General features: G+C 63.0%; 10 protein-coding genes and 1 pseudogene. 7 read left to right on the top strand and 4 right to left on the bottom strand.

The annotated features are described in order from the left end of the window. Window positions 1-2,281: DUF6603 domain-containing protein (locus tag ACPQ6D_RS23075; protein WP_423226709.1), on the top strand; the 2,281-nt coding region annotated here is incomplete at its 5' end. A gap of 12 nt (window positions 2,282-2,293) precedes the next feature. Further along, entirely contained in the window at window positions 2,294-4,456 is a 2,163-nt protein-coding gene (locus ACPQ6D_RS23080) for a hypothetical protein (protein WP_423226710.1), read from the top strand. Between the two features lie 682 nt (window positions 4,457-5,138). Here ACPQ6D_RS23080 and ACPQ6D_RS23085 read toward each other — a convergent pair. Then, window positions 5,139-5,750 (bottom strand): GrpB family protein, encoded by a 612-nt coding sequence (locus ACPQ6D_RS23085; RefSeq protein WP_423226711.1) that lies wholly within the window; start codon window positions 5,748-5,750, stop codon window positions 5,139-5,141. A gap of 247 nt (window positions 5,751-5,997) precedes the next feature. Here ACPQ6D_RS23085 and ACPQ6D_RS23090 point away from each other — a divergent pair, with 247 nt between their 5' ends. Next, complete coding sequence (locus tag ACPQ6D_RS23090) at window positions 5,998-6,411, top strand: DUF1801 domain-containing protein (protein WP_423226712.1); 414 nt, start codon at window positions 5,998-6,000, stop codon at window positions 6,409-6,411. 392 nt (window positions 6,412-6,803) lie between these two features. Here ACPQ6D_RS23090 and ACPQ6D_RS23095 read toward each other — a convergent pair whose 3' ends face one another. From ACPQ6D_RS23095 to ACPQ6D_RS23105, 3 genes and pseudogenes are all read right to left on the bottom strand, one after another. Next, window positions 6,804-11,258 carry an nSTAND1 domain-containing NTPase gene (locus ACPQ6D_RS23095; protein WP_423226713.1) on the bottom strand — a complete coding sequence of 1,485 codons (4,455 nt, stop codon included), beginning with the start codon at window positions 11,256-11,258 and terminating at the stop codon, window positions 6,804-6,806. Between the two features lie 107 nt (window positions 11,259-11,365). After that, window positions 11,366-11,578: pseudogene (locus tag ACPQ6D_RS23100) on the bottom strand (type II toxin-antitoxin system HicA family toxin). Continuing rightward, on the bottom strand, window positions 11,575-11,784 hold the full coding sequence (locus ACPQ6D_RS23105; protein ID WP_423226714.1) for a type II toxin-antitoxin system HicB family antitoxin: 210 nt from the start codon (window positions 11,782-11,784) through the stop codon (window positions 11,575-11,577). Before ACPQ6D_RS23105 ends, ACPQ6D_RS23100 begins: the two are co-directional and overlap by 4 nt. A 260-nt stretch (window positions 11,785-12,044) precedes the next feature. On the opposite strand from ACPQ6D_RS23105, the gene ACPQ6D_RS23110 reads away from it, so the two are divergent. The 4 genes from ACPQ6D_RS23110 to ACPQ6D_RS23125 all read left to right on the top strand — a co-directional run bounded on the left by ACPQ6D_RS23110 (window position 12,045) and on the right by ACPQ6D_RS23125 (window position 16,356). After that, entirely contained in the window at window positions 12,045-12,524 is a 480-nt protein-coding gene (locus ACPQ6D_RS23110; RefSeq protein ID WP_423226715.1) for a hypothetical protein, read from the top strand. A gap of 82 nt (window positions 12,525-12,606) precedes the next feature. Further along, window positions 12,607-13,395, top strand: coding sequence for a nuclear transport factor 2 family protein (locus ACPQ6D_RS23115; protein ID WP_423226716.1), 789 nt, complete (start codon window positions 12,607-12,609; stop codon window positions 13,393-13,395). A gap of 859 nt (window positions 13,396-14,254) precedes the next feature. Beyond that, window positions 14,255-14,545, top strand: a complete 291-nt coding sequence (locus tag ACPQ6D_RS23120; protein ID WP_423226717.1) for a BrnT family toxin — start codon at window positions 14,255-14,257, stop codon at window positions 14,543-14,545. 827 nt (window positions 14,546-15,372) lie between these two features. After that, a complete protein-coding gene (locus ACPQ6D_RS23125) occupies window positions 15,373-16,356 on the top strand; it encodes a hypothetical protein (protein WP_423226718.1) in 984 nt (327 codons plus the stop codon). Window positions 16,357-16,763: the final 407 nt, after the last annotated feature.

Raw genomic sequence — 16,763 nt, forward strand, 5'->3', positions numbered from 1 at the left:
GGTCAACAACCTGCTGGGCCTGATCAATCCGCCGCCGGCTGCGATTGCCGCGCCGCAGCAGGCCAACGCGACCGTCGGCGTCGGCAAGGGGATCACGCTCAGCGGAACCTTCCAGATCGCCGAGGGTGTCGGCTTCCCGCTCTTCCTGCAGTTCGGCGGCGACAAGCAGCAGGGGCAACTGCCCGCACCCGCGGACGACCACAAGCCCGACACAGCGCAGGCCGCCGCTGCCGCACCGGCCGCGGCCCCACAGGGTCAGTCGGACGAGCGTTCGCAGAGCAAGGTTGACAAGGTGATTGGCGCGGTGCGCATCAAGAAGATCGGACTGATCTTCGAGAACGGCCGCATCGGCCTCAAGATCACCGGCGGCCTGGCGCTGGCAGCCTTCGAGTTCGAGTTGATGGGGATGCAGGTGACCGTCCCGCAGAGCGTGCTCAACGATCCGGCCAAACTCTCCGAGATCGCCTTTGCGCTCGACGGCTTCGGGGTTGAGATCCACAAGGGCACGCTCGCCATCATGGGCGCCGTCCTGCGGATGCACCGCGAGGAGCCCGGCGCCGACGGCGCGCTGATTGCGTACGACGAGTTCAGCGGCATCGTCCAGGTCGCCTTCCCGCCGCTCAACCTGACCGGCATGGGCGCCTACGCCATGTACCAGGGGCACCCGTCGCTCTTCCTCTTCGTAGCGCTGGGCTACCCGATTCCACTGCATCCGTCGCTGCTCCTCGAGGGGATGATGCTGGGCTTTGGCATTCACCGCGACTTCATCGCGCCTCTGCCCCAGGACATCCTCACCTATCCGCTGGTCGCCGTGGCGGTGACGCCGCCGCCGCCCATTGACATCCAGCAGATGGCCGAGGCGATGCACAAGTACTTCCCGCCGGCGGCCGATCTCTACTTCGTCGTGGTGGGCGTCAAATTCAAGGCGTTCGGCCTGGTAGACTCCCTGGTCATGGCGGCGGTTAAGTTCGGCCGCTCGCTCGAAATCAACCTGATCGGCGTCAGCAGCATCTTCTTTCCATCGGCTTTCATCGAGCTGGTATGGACCGCGCGCTTCGTGCCCGAAAGCGGCTATCTGTTCATCGGCGGCCAGCTCACCGAACGCTCCTACCTGCTCGTTCCGGAGGTGCAGATCACCGGCGGCTTTGCGGTGGCGGCCTGGCTGGCCGGCGAACACAAAGGGGATTTTGTCGTCAGCGTCGGCGGCTACCATCCCAATTTCCACGTGCCCGACCACTACCCGAGCCACATCCCGCGCCTGGGCATCGCCTTTCACCTCGGCCCGGCCGACATCAAGGGCGGCATGTACTTCGCCGTCACCCCGCAGTGCGTGATGATGGGCGGTTCCCTGGAGGTAAGCGTCAAGCAGGACAGCCTGAGCGCTTTCATCAAGCTGTCGCTCGACGCCATCATCTATTTTGAGCCGTTCCACTACGATGTGCTGATCAGCGCCGACGCCGGGGTGAAGGTAGACCTCCCGCTGGCGCTGACGACGCTGCACCTGGATATGCACCTGCACATTGACATGCACATTTGGGGGCCGGAGTTCAGCGGCACGGCCTCGCTCGACGTCGGGCCGAAGACGTTCGATGTCGCCATCGGCGCCGCCGCCGAGACTAAGGCGCTGCCGATCAGTTACGAGACGTTCAAAGAGAAGTTCCTGCCAACGGTCTGCACAGTCGCTGTGACGCAGGGGCTGCTGCGCAAGGCGGAAGAAAACGGGGTCGAAATCTACGTCGTTGCGGCCGACCAGGTCGTCATCGAAGCGCGCACTACCGTACCCATCACCGACGGCGCAGACGCGCGCCTGGGCATCACGCCCATGGCGGTCAAGGGCAAAGGGTTCAAAGCGGTGAGCGCGCTGCGCGGTGCGGACAAGTTCAGAGCAGCCGCCATCGCAGAAGCCGTCCCGGCCGGCATCTGGGGCGGCGCCTGCAAGCCGGCGCCCGACCTTACCGACCCGTCGAGCGGCCTGGTGAGGGATGTGCATACCGGCTACCGCCTGACGCCCGCGGCGGAACGCATCACGTCGGCGTCGCACGCGATCGAGAAGGATAAGCTGGCCTACAACACCGACCTCCTCACATTGAACGACCGCGAGGTGAGCTTCCAGATCGTCGGGCATGGCGCGGCGGTCGCGGCGGAAATGCCGGCCGAGACCTACTTCCAGTACACGGGGCTGAACGTCTCTGACATCAGACCGGTCGCTGACTTCGGCGAGCTCAGTCGAGCCGCCCGCGAACTTTTGCAGCCCCGGCTGCTGACTTATGCACTGAGCTGAGGATTTCATTTCATGGCTGCCGACACGATCCGTTTCGAAGGGTACCACCTGCCCGGCTTGCAAGCTGGCGTTGAAAAGCTGCAATTGACGCTCGACCTTACCCTGCCGGCGACCGACCACCCCGACCCCTTTGTTTCGCCGGAGCTGACCGTTCTGATCAGCGGCCCCCGTTTCATCTTCTCACCGGCGGAAATCTACGCTATCTTTCCGCCGCGCGACAGCTTCGGGGAGTGGGATAACGTCTTGCCGCATGTCGAGCTGACGCCGAGCACGCTGCCGTGGCAGCGCGCGAGCGGCGCCAACGACAAGACCATGCCGTGGCTGGCGCTGATCCTGCTGCAAGATGACGAGTGGACCGACCCCTCGAAAGTGGTCGCCGAGAAGATGGCGTGGGAAGATCTACGGAAGGAGGTCGGGTTAGCAGAGGAAGCCACCGATCACCCGCCCGAAAAAGGGCAGCGCTTTCCACCGGTCCAGGCGCTGCGCATCGAGCAGTCTTTCTTGCAGCAGATCATGCCGACGGCCGACGACCTGCGCTGGCTGACCCACGTGCGCGTCGGTCACGACTCAGATGGGCAGGATGTCGAGCGGGCCATCGTCGTCTGCAATCGGATGCCGCGCCAAGGGGCGCGGGCCGCGGCCCATCTCATCTCACTGGAACAGCGCCTCGCCAGTGACGGCTCCTTCAAATTCTCCGCCGCATCGGACGGCAAGGTTCTCCTCCTCAGCATCCACTCCTGGGAATTCACCTGCCCGGCCGACGAAGAGTTCAAGGTCAGCGACAAGGCCCTTGGGCGGCTCGATGAACCGCTCAAGGGACAAGCCGCGCAGCAGTTTCCGGCCGGCGAAGCGCGTGACATGCTGTACCGGGGGCGCGAGGCGTTCGTGGCCGCCCTGGAAGGGAAAGGGTTCAGCAAAGAAGCCGACAAGGACGCGCTGGTCAACGCTTGCCACATCCAGTCCGAAACGTTCAAGGGGTTGATGGATGCGCTCGATTGCGGCTGGCTGCACGCGCCGCCGCGGGAGCAGACCCACGCGCTGTTCGCGCTGGGCGGCGTGCCGGTCGCGCACGGTCTCAGGCAGGGCGGCAAAATGGCGTCCTGGTATCACGGCCCGCTCATTGCCGACAAGAACCTGGACGCCGGCATCGAAACGGCCCTCATACAAACGCTGCCGGTCCGCCACGCCGATCAGCTGCTGCTCTACAACGAAACAACCCGTATGCTGGACGCCTCCTATGCGGCCGCCTGGGAGTTGGGTCGTCTGCTGGCGATCAGCGAGCCGCGCGTCAGCCAGCAGATCGCCCAGTGGAAGACGTCGCACGCTCGCGAAGCTGGCCTGGTCGAACAGAACCTATGGTTCTCGCACATCCCGTTCACCGACTCGCAATTTGTGCACCGCGCAGGGGGGCTGATCGAGGGCAAGTTGCAGGCGTACTTCTCCAACCTCGGGCGGCTGCTCGGCGTCCCGTTCCAATACCTGGTTCCGCATGAGAGCTTGCTGCCGGATGAATCGCTGCGCTTCTTCTACGTGGACCGGCTGTGGGTGGAATGTTTGCTCGACGGCGCGTTCAGCATCGGCCGCACGACGCGCTTCGACCTGGCGCGCGAGCGGGGAGCGCAGGGACAGATCCGATTTCCCCACCAGCAGGAGCGCCCTGCGATGAGCGGCGTCATCCTGCGCTCCGACCTTGTCTCCGGTTGGCCCTCCCTGATGGTCGAAGGATATGCGAGCTCCGATCCATCTGAATCCTCCAGGATCGAGCTGCTGCGCTACGAACGGCTGGGGCAAAACGTGGCCATCGCCATTTTCGGGGGCGAGCTCAAGGCGTTTAGGCTCCATCTGCCGCCGGAGTCGCTGCACTGCGGTTTCAGCCGCGACGCCTCGGATGAAAGCGGGTATGTCAAAGAGGTGAAAGACCTGGCCGACGGCAATGAACTGCCGACCCTCGCGGGACCCTCCAGAACAACCGCCGTCAACTTCGGCTGGCGCCCCGGCGCCGAGGGGCTGCGCATCTTCGTCCCCAAACGCATGGTAGACAATATCAACCGCCGTCTGGACGACGAGGCAAAACAGGAAGGGCGGCCGTTTGAGCGGGTCACCCACGCCGGGCACCTGGCTATCCAGCTTCTCGAAGGCGTCCCACGCCTGCAGGTGAATGTCAAGCAGCCGTGAAAAGCGGGGCGCATGTCAAATGGGGGGCGCAGCCCCGCAGGGGCTTGCACCTCGTAGCCGGATGGCCTCCGGCCGCCGGCGGGGTTGGTGGCCGCATGGCCTCCGGCGGGGTTGGTGGCCGGATGGCCTCCGGCGGGGTTGGTGGCCGCATGGCCTGCGCGCAACCAACGCCGCCCGACCGTGAACGGATCGGGCTACGAGGTGGAAGGCCCTATCGGGCCTGACAGCCCGGGAGGGGTTTGCATCTCGCAGCGGGCGCATTTCAGTTTCGCAGCGTAGCCGACGAAGGTTGGGCTTGGCAGTGGTTGCAGCGGCCTTCGACAAGCTCAGGCCCCGTGCGGTGAGCCTGTCGAACCGTGCGGTGAGCCTGTCGAACCGTGCGGTGAGCCTGTCGAACCGTGCGGTGAGCCTGTCGAACCGTGCGGTGAGCCTGTCGAACCGTGCGGTGAGCCTGTCGAACCGTGCGGTCGAGCCTGTCGAACCGTGCGGTGAGCCTGTCGAACCGTGCGGTCGAGCCGCTCACGACGAAGCCTCAATCGCCCGACCTGCCCCCAAATTGAAATGCACCCTAAAAAGCGGGCGGCGGCGGGCGGCTCGACTGAGACCTCGGCGAGCGGCTCGACTGAGCTCGCCGAAGTCTCGGTCGAGCCGCTTGCCGAAGTCGCCGGTGCGGGCAGGATCTTCAGGACGTGTTGCCGCGGCGGGTCTCGTGCTGGCGCTCGTACCATGCCAACGCGCGTGCCTGGGTTTCCTGGATGAAGCGCTCTTTGGCCGCGTTGTACTCGTTGGTGTCACGATAGTCTGCGCGTGACAGCGCTGATTTCAGCAAGCCATAGTCGTCGCGCACATCTGAGTGCGCCCGCAAGTAGTCGCGAAAGGCCAGATGCCTCGTCCAATGCGGCGTGTCTTTCACGACCACGTGGATGTTAGCGACTGAGATGAAGGTCTGGCCGCGCACGAATGCGTCGTGGACATCAATCAATTCTGGCGGCGCCTGGTCGGTCAGGGGTCGCAGCCGTGCGAACAGCCGCCGGTAAGGCATCGCCGGCTCGTACTTCTTGAAGTAGGTATACCCGGCTCCGACCATCGGCGCGATCGCCCTATCCAACTGCGTATCATCGCGCAGGCCCACCAAGATATCAATGGTCGGCTTTGCGCACAACCCTTCGACCGCGGTGCTCCCGATATGCTCGATGGCAGGGCCGAAGCCGGCCAGCGCCGCTGAAATCACGGCCAGCTCACGGGCAAAGGCGTCAACCCAGCCGGGCTGATAGTCTTCGAGGATGATCTTCATACGTTCTCACTTGCTCTACCATGGGCTTCCCAACCCTGAACACTCCAAACGTGTGACGGTCGCCACGCTCAAGATACAGAAACCATGATCACGAGGTTACTATGAGGTCAAAGAAGGTCACGCAAATGGCCGCGGGATTCACGGACGAGGAACCAGCGGCTCGGTTGAGCATTGACCGGTCGCGTAAGCCGCTGCGGCTGCAGGTACGCTGGCTCGACCGCATCGCAGGAGAAAGTGAGGCGACAACGTGACGCCTGCTGAAAAACATCCGCACCTCGACATGCCTTCGACCGAGCAACTGCGCGCACTGATCGAGAGCATCCGGCCGGCGCTGGCTGATGTGTATCTCGAGGTGCATCGGCTCGTGCTCGACGTCCTCCCAGACGTTCGCTTCGAGGTAGACCGCACCGATGCCGGCATCGGGTATGGCGCGCGGCAGTTTGGCTACAACGGCTGGGGGATGGGAGCTTTGGCGGCGCACAGAGCCTGGGTCTCGCTGGTCTTCTTTCGGGGAACCAAACTGGACGATCCCAATGGACTCCTCGAGGGCACAGGCGCCTCCGTCAGACACGTGAAGATCAGGTCGCTGGACGAGCTCGAGGTGCGGCGCGCGGCGCTCCGTGCCCTGCTGCACGAGGCGGCCCACCACCATGGGACGTAGGTGGTGATGAACACTGCTTCTACCAGCCGGTCTGGCATTCCTCATAACAGCCGATTGGAACCGGCCGCTGGCTGTGGTCAAGCGCCTTGTAGCCCCAGGGATCGCGCTCGTTGTGGCCTTTGCGGTTCTGTACTACATGGAGCATCTGCGCTAGACCGTGCGCCTGGTGGACGCTCTGCGCTTCCGCGCGCGCTTGCGAGCGCGAGAATCAACCCGCCGCAGCGCCGTTTCGTGTCATCAGATAATCCGCATAGCCCCGCGGCCACCTGGAAAAGTCAATCTCCCCGGCGATCTTGACGATCTCGAAGTAGGGTCCACACCGCTGGAACGTATCGGCCGGTAGTGTCCCCACACCACAGCCGGTGTTCACCGCGCCGTGCGCACGCCTGGCGCTACCTGCTGACGTAGCGATTCTTCTCTACCCAGGTTCGCAGGTCTGGCAGCGATGGATTGTCCAGGCGCCACTGGAAAACGGTCGTGTCGGACGACCCAGCCAGGATGCTGCCGCCGTCGGGGCTGATGGCCAGGTCCATCATCACGCCATGCCCGCTGGAGCGGCGCACCAACTGGCCCGTCTGCAGATCCCACAGCATCAGGCTGCCGTCCATACCGCTGGTCATGGCCAGCCGGCCGTCGGGGCTGACCACGATGCGTGTGCGCAGACTGGCGTGCTGGCCCAGCCGGCGCATTTCCTCTCCCGTCGCCAGGTTCCACTGGATCAACTGGCCGTCCTGCTCGCACGAGATGGCGGAGCGGCCGTCGGGCAGGAAGGCCATGCCGCTGCTGCCGCTCTCTGGTGGTGGATCGCGGCGCACAAAGCTGCGCAGCTCCTTGCCCGTTTCCAGATCCCATAGGATCATGCTGCTGTCGCCGGAGTCGGAGAGCGCGGTGCGACCGTCGGGACTAACGGCCAGTGACCACAGCCCCTGGCCGTGCCCGCTCAGGCGATGAATGATCTGCCGGGCCGGCACGTCCCACAGGATCACCGCGCCGTCAACCGACACCGACAGCGCCCGCTGGCTGTCCGACGTGAACTCGACGCCGGTGACGGGGCCGGCGTGGCCTTGCAGACGGCCCACCTCCTGCCAGGCGGCCAGGTCCCAGACGTGGATCAGGCCGTCGGTGGCCGCGGCCAACGCCGTGCGACCGTCGGGGCTGATCGCTACCTGCATGATGACATCCACCGGCAGCGCCGCGACCTGGAGCTGCTTGCCGCTGGCCAGGTCCCAGAGGCGCAGGCTGGCGTCCTGCACCAGCACGCTGGGCGAGGCGGCGCCGGAGGAGGAAAGGGCCTGCCGGCCGTCGGGGCTGAACGCCACGTCCCACACCGAGTCCTGGTGTCCCCGCAGGCGCTTAATCTCCTGGGCATCAACCAGATCCCACTGGATCAGCCCGCCGTCGCGGCCGCTGGAGAGGGCTGTGCGGCCATCGGGGCTGACGGCCATGGCCAACACGTCGCTGGCGTGGCCGTTGAGGATGGCCAGCCGCCGGCCGCTAGCCACGTCCCATAGCCCGACGCTGTCGTCGTAGGAGCCGGTCAGCGCGCGCCGGCCGTCGGGACTGAAGACCACCGTGACCACCCCCTCGCTGTGGCCGCGGAGGGTGCGCAGCCGGGCGCCGCTTTGCAGGTCCCACAAAACGGCCGCGTTATCGTAGAACGATCCGGTCAGCGCGCTGCGTCCGTCAGGGCTGATGGCCAGGCTGAACGCGTCTTCGACCCAATCCGGGAAGCGCTGCCGTACCTGGCCCGTTGCGACGTCCCACAGCAGCATGTCGGAAGTGACCCCAACCAGCCCTGTGTCCTCGCTTGTGGCATCCGTCAACCGAGCTGAGAAGATCTGGGCGTCGCCAGAGCTGGCCAATAGCGCGGCGCCGTCCGGCGTAAAGGCCAGCGCCACAACGCCGAACTGATGTCCCTGCAATCGTCGCAACTCCTCGCCCGTAGTCACGTCCCACAAGATCAGTTCGCCGGGCGTCATCATGGACTCGCCGCGGAAGCCCCCAGAGGCGGCCGTGCGGCCGTCCGGACTGAGACCTACGGCGCGCACCACGCCCGAGTGCCCCGCGAAGCGTCGTACCTCTCGCCCGGTCGTCAGGTTCCACAGGATCACTTGGCCATCCGCGCCGCCGGACAGCGCGGTCGCCCCGTCGCGGCTGATATCGAGGGCATTGACCTGGCCCGCATGCCCCGTCAAGCGCAGCCGTTCCCGACGCGCGGCGATCTCCCACAGGACGATGCTGCCGTCCGCCAGGCCAGCCAGCGCGCTGCCGCCATCGGGGCTGAACGCCAGGGCACTTATTGGCCCTGTCAGACCAGGAAATAGCGCCGCTGTCTCGGCGCGCCAGGCTGCACCCGGCGCGTAGGCTGCGTCCCTGAGCACCTGTTGGGCCTCCAGCGGCGGGTTGCTGATGCTGGTGGCCTCGAGCGCCAGCGACAACGCGGCCGCGCTGTCGCCGTCGTCTAGGGCTTTCCGGGCGCTGGTGGCCAGACTGCGGCTGTAGGCAAGTAACGCCTGCTGGCGCTGGTGCAGCGAGAAGGCTGTCAGCGCCAGGGCAACAACCACGGCGACGGCCAACACGCCGGCCAGCGCGGTGAGCAGGCGACGTCCGCGGCGCTCGGCGGCCAGCTCGCGGCGGCGCTGCGTTTCTCGTTCGGCCTCTCGCCGCTCGCGCAGGGCCAGGCTGGCCTGGATGAAGGTAGTTTCCGCGCGGCTCAGCTCGGCCGGGCGCACGGCTAGCCAGCTTTCGGCCTGCGCCAGCGGCGCGCCGCGCAGCAGTGCACCTTCGTCCTGGCTGCTCTGCTTCCATTGGCGCAGGCTGGCGCGCAGCCCTTCCTGCCAGGAGCGGAAGGCGCGGTCGGCGGCCATCCATCCGCGCAACCGCTCCCAGCGCTGAATCAACGCCTCATGCGCCACTTCAACGGTCTCGCTGCCGGTGCTGGGATCGAGGCCTGTCACCACCAGCCGCTGGCCGGCCAGGCGCTGCACCAGCGGCCAGTTGATCTCGCCGATCTCACCTCGGGTCGCCAGCCGGCGGGTGTCGTCGGTGCCCTCACCCGGCCGCACCAACTGCTCGAAGATTTGTCGCGCCCGCGCCTGGTCGGCGGCGTCCCATTGGCCGAAGACCTGTTCGGCGTAGCGCGCCAGCGCGCCCTCCACCTGCCCGATCTCCTCGTAGGCGGCATGGGTCAGCCAGCCAGCGGCGCGCCGCTCCCACAACAGGGTCAGGGCGAACTCCAGCAGCGGGAGCGCGCCTGGTTCCTGGCCTACGTTTTCCAGGATACGATCAACGAGGCCAGGCTCGAAGGCTGCGCCTTGCAGCTCGGCCGGCTTCTTGACGGCTGCCCGCAGCTCGGCTTGCGTCATCGGCCCCAACATCAGCGCGCCTGCTTGCAGCGCGTCGGCCAGCGGGCGCTGGGTCAACGCCTGGCCCATGAAGTCGGCACGCAGGATGAGCAGCAGCGCGCAGGTGGAAGACAAACTGCTCTGGCCGGGCTGCACCGCGGCCAGCAACTCGTTGACGAAGCGTTGGCGCGTGGTCGGCTCAGGGCAGAGCGTGAAAAGTTCCTCGAACTGGTCAATGACCAGCAGCAGGCGGCTGGCCTCAGGGTGTAACTCCAGCGCCTGCTGCGCCAACCGATCCAGGGTCAGGTCGCCCGCCAGCAGGGCGCTGCCTAGCTTCTGTGTTTCGATCAGGTGATCGGCAGTGCTCAAATGAGGCGACAAGAGAGGCGACAGGACGGCGGCCAGCGCGTCGAAAGGCCGGCTGCCGGGGCGGAAATGGGCGCTGATCCAGTGCGCCTCCTGGCGCAGCCGCGGCAGCAGGCCAGCGTAGACCGCCGAGGATTTGCCTGACCCAGAAGCGCCGATCACCGCCGTCAGCGGCGCCCCCCGGCAGACAGTCGTAACCAAATGCTCCACGAAGACTTCGCGGCCGAAGAAGAAGGGGGCATCCTCCTGGCGAAAGGAAGCCAGGCCGCGATAGGGGCACGGCCCCACCGGACGAGGCTGCGTTGCCGACAAGTCAAGCGCGGCCGCTGCGCCAGGCGGCCATGCTTCGCTGCGTATACGCTCGACCAACGCCCGAGTCTGCTCCGAGGGTTCGACGCCCAGTTCCGCGGCCAGCAGCCGGCGGCAGCTCTCGTACTGCGCCAGCGCCGCGCCGCGCTGGCCGCTGAGGGCCAGCAGCTGCATCACCTGGCGGTGTGCAGCCTCTTGCCAGGGATCCATGTCCACCTGGCGCCAGGCGTACGAGAGGGCGCGATCATACGCACCTTGCGCCTGGTAGTCATCGGCCAGGCGGCGCAGGGCCTGGAGCATCAAGCGGTTGAGCTGCTCGCGGGTCAGCAGGGTCCATTCGTCGAAGGCAGCGCTGTCGGGAATGGAGAAGCCCTCCAGGAAGGGCGCGCGGTAGAGCGCGACGGCTTGTTCCAGGGGTGGGAGGGTAGATCGGGAGGCAGCAGGTTGGGAAGTCAATAAGCTGGTGGGGTTGGCGGGCGGCAGCGGGCTTGTCAATTGCAGAAAGGCGGCGACATCAATCTGGGCGCCGCTGGCGGCGTTGAACTGGAGGGTCTCCTGCGCGATGAGGAGATAGGGGGGCGTGGCCTGATGATCGCCGATGGCCTGGCGTAGGTCGGCCAGGGCACGGCGCAGGTTAGCGCGGGCTGAGGATTCGGTGTAGTCGGGCCAGAGCAGCCCGGCCAGCTTCTCCCGCCGGTGCGCCTGGCCGGCCTCAACCGCCAGGTAAGCCAGCAGGCCGCGCGCCTTGTCGGAGGGCAGGCTGGCCTCCGCGCCGCTCGCCAGGATGACCATTGGTGCGCCGAACAGACGAATCTGCAACTGCGCCATGCCGCCGCCTCCAGTAGCTGCGCCAGTAAGCTACCGACACTTCAATCACCAACCACCATCTCTTCTACTCAAGCTCAATCACGAACCTGGATTTCTACTGCAACCTGCTACAGATCCTCTGGCGTCAAACCGGTAACTTTGGCGATGCGTGCCAACATGCGAGGCCCAATCTCGTCACTGTCGTGGAATGCAAATACGACATCGGGTCATCCTAGACGCTCAAGGACAAGGTGCGACCCGGTTTGACGCTTGATGTCCCACCCGATGCGAAGCAGCGGCGCCAGAACGCGCCTTGCTTTAGTTGAGCGCCATTGAGTCATGATGCTGCAAATGAAATGCTCATCAACCGGCTTGGCACGTCTTCGCCGTGCTCGAGACGGTCTGCAAGAACACGCAACGCCAACGCTTGGGCTTTTGCCAGTGCGTCATCGAGTGTGCGTCCATAGACAAGGACACCGGGAAGCTCAGTTACCTCGGCAAGCCAGCGCCCATCATCTTCTTGCTCATACTGAATGTCGAACTGCATATCTCTATCTCCGATCGGCCCAAGGCGCTTACATCTGTTTCGTCGCCTTCGTCACGGGTCGCTTCGCTGATCATCATTTTACATGAGCCGACGGTTTGCGGCAAACGCGTTGCACTTTGCGGGGCGCTTGCGGCCCGAATTCACGTTTTGCTCACGCAGCCAGGACGTCACGCTCACAGGCGTTTGCTATGCTGCATGGCAGACGGGCAGCGCAACAGCGAGGTGTAGCATAGGCCGATCGTTAGAAAGGAGTATCAACCATGAGAAGGCAAAGGCTATGCATGTCGGTCATCTTGATCCTGAGCGCCGTGCTGCTGGTGGCGCCGGCTTCGGTGTCAGCCAGAGCCGTGCGGACCGAATGTACGGGATGGGAGATGCCGACGGCAATTCTTGATCCCGGCGTATGGACCAATCCCGGCGGCAACATTCACGTCAGGGGCATGGTCATGCAGTACCAGGAGGTATCAGACTGTCCCCAGTTGGCCGGCATCAATACCGTGACGATGAATGCCAACTGGGACGCCAACTACGCTGGCCCCATCTGGGGTACTGCGGAGATGGTTACGGATGATGGCGGGGTATGGCAGTCCACGTGGACCGGCAAGACCTACGCCGACGGGAGATCTGAGTATCGGGCTGTCGGCCATGGCGTCGCCGGTTCAGTGCAGGGGCTGCACATGAATCTATCCGCAGCCAATGGCCAATGGACGGCCACAATCCTAAATCCGCGCGGAGGCTGACCCAATCGGATGCGCCGTCCCCTCCCTGCGACTGGCGCATCCATCCATTGTGGTACACGTGTCATAACAGGAGGATTGAACGATGAAGCGGTGTCTAACTTTGCTCATTGCGTTGCTGGTGACTCTGACAGCCTGCCAGGCGGTGCCGCTGGCTGCGGCCAACAAGTATATGGACGCGGTGGCGCGCAACGACGCCGACGCCATGGTTGCCACGTTGAGCAACGACATGGTCATGGTTGTGGACGGCGGCCCGTTCTTCCATAACGAGATGAGCGGCAAGGAGGCCCTGCGGAAATACATGCAGGGCAATGTTGCCACCGGCTTCCGGCTTGAGCTCACCGGCGATCCCGTCGTCGCTGGCAACCAGGTCACCTATCCTGACCACTTCGCGATGGACGTGTTCCGGCAGGTCGGCGTCGAGTGGATTAACGGCGCGGATGTAGTGACCATCGAGAACGGCAAGGTGACGCGTGACGTCTGGACCATTGACGAGGCGTCCGTGCAACAGTTGAAGGCGGCCTTTGCGGCTCAGAAAAGCCTGACTGTGGACAAGCTGGTGGGCACGTGGCGCTGGGATGGCGGCGAAGGGATCGGCGTCTCCGAAACCAGCTTTCATAAGGACGGCACGTATCAGCTGATCCGCATGATCTCCGGCGCCGGGGTGTTGTGGGATGTGGGGACCTATGTCATCAAAGGCGACCAGGTGGCGTTGACTACCAGCGAAGCGCATTACTGCCAGGTGGGCGACCAGGGCATCTATCAGATGGCGATCACCGAGGATGGCAAGCTGAAGCAGACACCCATCGAGGACAGCTGCTCGCGCCGCAAGCCGCCGGTCAATGTGTTTTACCTGGAGCGGGTGACGCCGTAGAAGGCGATGACCCTGGCTCATCGGCCGACAACTGGAGATCCGACGGGTTATCGTGGACACGAACGCCCGCACGGATCTCCGTTGTCTGCCAGTTTTGTTCAAGACTCATCAAGGTAAAGGCCGCGCTGGATGTTAGAGCGGGTGATCGCCAACGCTGTACGCTCTGATCATGGGCCAGGCAGGCCGGGCTGTAGAGGAAGAGCAACAGCAGGAAACGGGCAGCGATAGTGACCGCCAACAGCACCGGCCGTCGGCTACAGCGGTCGCTGAGCGTACCGGCGGCCAACGCACTGGCCACGCCTGCGCCTGGCGCGGCGGCGGCCTGCTCATGCGCATGGCCAGGCGGCGCTACGTGGGGCGCATTTCAGAATCGGCGGGTCGGGCGATTGAGGCTTCGTCGTGAGCGACTCGAACGATCGCGGCAACTCCTGCCAAGCTCACCTGCGTAGCCTACGCCCCGAAATTGAAACGCACCCCGCTCCGTGCGCGCGTTCGGGAGGCCGATCCGAGTCAGCGAAATGACCACTTGCCCGGCGTTCAATTTGACGCGCCCATCAGGCGCACCTGTGCCCTCGTCGAGGCCGACACCCAGGCTGCTGGTGCTCGCAACCGGCCCTGGCAGATTGTCAAAGTTGCCAAAAAAGGGACTTGATATTTCTTTCGCTGTGGTGTAAAATCGTGCCAGGCGTGGGCGCCGGGTTATGCGCCGGCTCGACCGTTACGGAAAGTACAACGCTGTCTTATTGGCCGCTGCATAACCCATATTTCGTTAGGCTGGGGCGCGTGTTACCCTTCCAAACACAGATGTGGTATCATCGCTCTCGTATCCTTACCGCAGTGGTAACATCAGGCAGGCCAGATGCCATACCGGTTTGAGTGGGACAGCCGCCAAGCGGCCACGAACATCCGCAAGCATGGCGTCAGCTTTGACGAGGCCAGTTCGGTGTTCGATGATCCGCTGGCAGTCATTTTCGATGATGATACGCATTCGGCCAGCGAAGTGCGTGAGTTGATCATCGGCCATTCGGTCACCGGTCGTTTGCTGTTGGTCGGCTTCACCGAGCGGCCTGGGGAGCGGCTGCGCTTGATCAGCGCACGAGTGACTACCAAAAAAGAACGGCAAGATTATGAAGACTACCATAACGCCTAACCTTGACCAAGACGCCGACGACGGACTGCGTCCGGAATACGACTTCGACTACAGCAAGGCTCGCCCCAACCGGTTCGCGGGGCAGATAGACATAAGCCAGGTGGTGGTCGTGCTTGATCCGGACATCTCTGAAGTCTTCACGACGTCTGAATCCGTCAACGCCGTTTTGCGCGCCCTCATCAAAACAATGCCACCAAAGCCAGCCCGTAGAGGACGGTCGGGGTCTACGCGTACACCTGCATATCGCTAGCGGATGTGCTTGATAGCCAGATTTCGTGGCCACGAGCCTAACCGTCGCTTCGAGCGGACCGCCGGAACTCGGCGGTTAAGCCCATCTGGAAAAGTCAATCTCCCCGGCGATCTTGATGATATCGAATTTTGCCAAAAAAAGGACCTGATATTTCTCTCGCCGTGATGTAAAATCATGTCAGTTGCCCATGCGCCGGACGCACAACCGAGGATGATAACAGGCAATCCGCGGCGATCCGTGTTCATCCGTGGCCTATTTTCAGGTTAGGCGTGTTTGCCGCTTCGTTGTGCACAGGATAGGCACGCAAGTCGGCTCTCAAATTCCATATCCCACGTTTTCCGGACGGCTCAGTTCAAGTGGCGCCAGAACAGCGCTGGCGCCGGGTTATGCGGCGGCTCGACCGTTACGGGAAAGGCGCTGCTGTCTGACTTGCCACCGCATAACCCATATTCCGTTAGGCAGCCAATGTAACGCTGTGGGTCAACCGGCAGAATGACGCACGACTCGCCGTCAAAGCCCACGTCAGGCCGCGAAAACACGATTTCGACATCACATCTCAAAAGGAGCCATTTCGACCATGAACAGCCGATATAGAGTCACAATCAGTGAAGAGCCAGGAATTGGTGAGTTGGCTCTTGGAATTCTGGCGCTTGTATTATTCCTGGGTGTCATCGCCGCGGCAGCTGGTGGTATTATTCTGGTAGTTCTACTTCTTGTCGGTTTGGTTAGCCTGATAGTAAAAAATCCAGAAGTCACAATAGTGCTTCTGGTGATTGCGGGCATTGGCTTAGTCATCTACTTCATCGTAACGCGTGTTCCTGTCGTTTCCCTTGTGACTGGATTGGGTGGTCTTGTTGGCCTGATTACCTATGTTGTGGCAAGGATGGAACAAGATGATGAGGTAGGATGGTTTGGAGCTGCGTTTGCCGCAGTCAGTGGCGCAGTAGCGGTATACATCGGTGGAATTATTGGCTCAAAAGCTGGTGAGTTAGTCCGATACATCCTCGAAAATGAAACTTCGCTGCTGCCTTTCCAAATTGCAGGTTATATCATAGCAGCCATTTGGGTCATTAAGTCGTTTTGGGCATTGCCAGCCCTGGTCGTTGCAGCAGGAAGAATGGCAATCATAGCCGGTGTAGTAATTACACTGCTTACGGTATTCCTCCCAGTGTCCTCGTGGCTTCACGTTGACTCTCCGAAACAGCAGTTCTTGGTAACAGCAGTGATTGCTATGTTTGTCGTGACTGTGCTTTCAAGCATCATCAGAATTTTGATCGCAACTACCAAAAACATCGGAAAGATACCCGCCAAGTCAGTCCTTTTGGGTATTCTCTTGGGTCTGCTTCTCTCTGTCATTCTCGCCCTTCTCAATGGAATCTTGGAGGGCGTCTTTGTGGGAGCATCGGGGCCTATGCTTTTCGATCTTGTGACGACCCAAAATAACAAAATCACTCGACTGCTGATGAGCTACCCCACCGTGGTCTCCGCGATGTTAGGAGGAGCCGCATCGGGTTTGTTCTGGTGGTCTCAGTTGCTCAACAGCGTGCGTAAGTCCTACTAACCATCACAATACCGACTCACAAAGGAGGAATACAATGGAAAGACGAGTTTTCCTGGACGAACCGTGCCCCGATTGCAGTGGCACAGGTAATGCGGTATGTCCGGTATGTCACAACTACAGTATCTTCTCAATAAACCGGGGGGAGTGAACTGAGCGCGGTGTCAAGTACAATGATCATAGACAAGCGGCTGTGAGTCGTGCTATACTGCGAGTCGTTGTGCCGGGTGCCGTGAAGCTGAATAGTCTGACCGGTGCAGGTGGTGAGGGATTATGTTGTTCGAACAGCTTGATCTGGATCAGCTCCAGGATGTAGCGCAGGCCAAGCGTGCCATCGTTGGGTTGCTGAACTTGGTTGAGGATCTGCAGGCGACGGTGCGCCAGTTGCAAGCCGAGGTGCAGCGACTGCA

It is taken from the genome of Candidatus Amarolinea aalborgensis (genome assembly GCF_900491745.1).
In the GTDB taxonomy this organism is placed as follows: Bacteria; Chloroflexota; Anaerolineae; order SSC4; family Amarolineaceae; genus Amarolinea; species Amarolinea aalborgensis.

Bases quoted from the DNA above. Each gene is read 5' to 3' on its own strand.
- ACPQ6D_RS23120 (WP_423226717.1), top strand. From the start codon at position 14,255: ATGCCATACCGGTTTGAGTGGGACAGCCGCCAAGCGGCCACGAACATC.
- ACPQ6D_RS23095 (WP_423226713.1), bottom strand. From the start codon at position 11,258: ATGGCGCAGTTGCAGATTCGTCTGTTCGGCGCACCAATGGTCATCCTG.
- ACPQ6D_RS23105 (WP_423226714.1), bottom strand. From the start codon at position 11,784: ATGCAGTTCGACATTCAGTATGAGCAAGAAGATGATGGGCGCTGGCTT.
- ACPQ6D_RS23085 (WP_423226711.1), bottom strand. From the start codon at position 5,750: ATGAAGATCATCCTCGAAGACTATCAGCCCGGCTGGGTTGACGCCTTT.
- ACPQ6D_RS23125 (WP_423226718.1), top strand. From the start codon at position 15,373: ATGAACAGCCGATATAGAGTCACAATCAGTGAAGAGCCAGGAATTGGT.
- ACPQ6D_RS23110 (WP_423226715.1), top strand. From the start codon at position 12,045: ATGAGAAGGCAAAGGCTATGCATGTCGGTCATCTTGATCCTGAGCGCC.
- ACPQ6D_RS23080 (WP_423226710.1), top strand. From the start codon at position 2,294: ATGGCTGCCGACACGATCCGTTTCGAAGGGTACCACCTGCCCGGCTTG.
- ACPQ6D_RS23115 (WP_423226716.1), top strand. From the start codon at position 12,607: ATGAAGCGGTGTCTAACTTTGCTCATTGCGTTGCTGGTGACTCTGACA.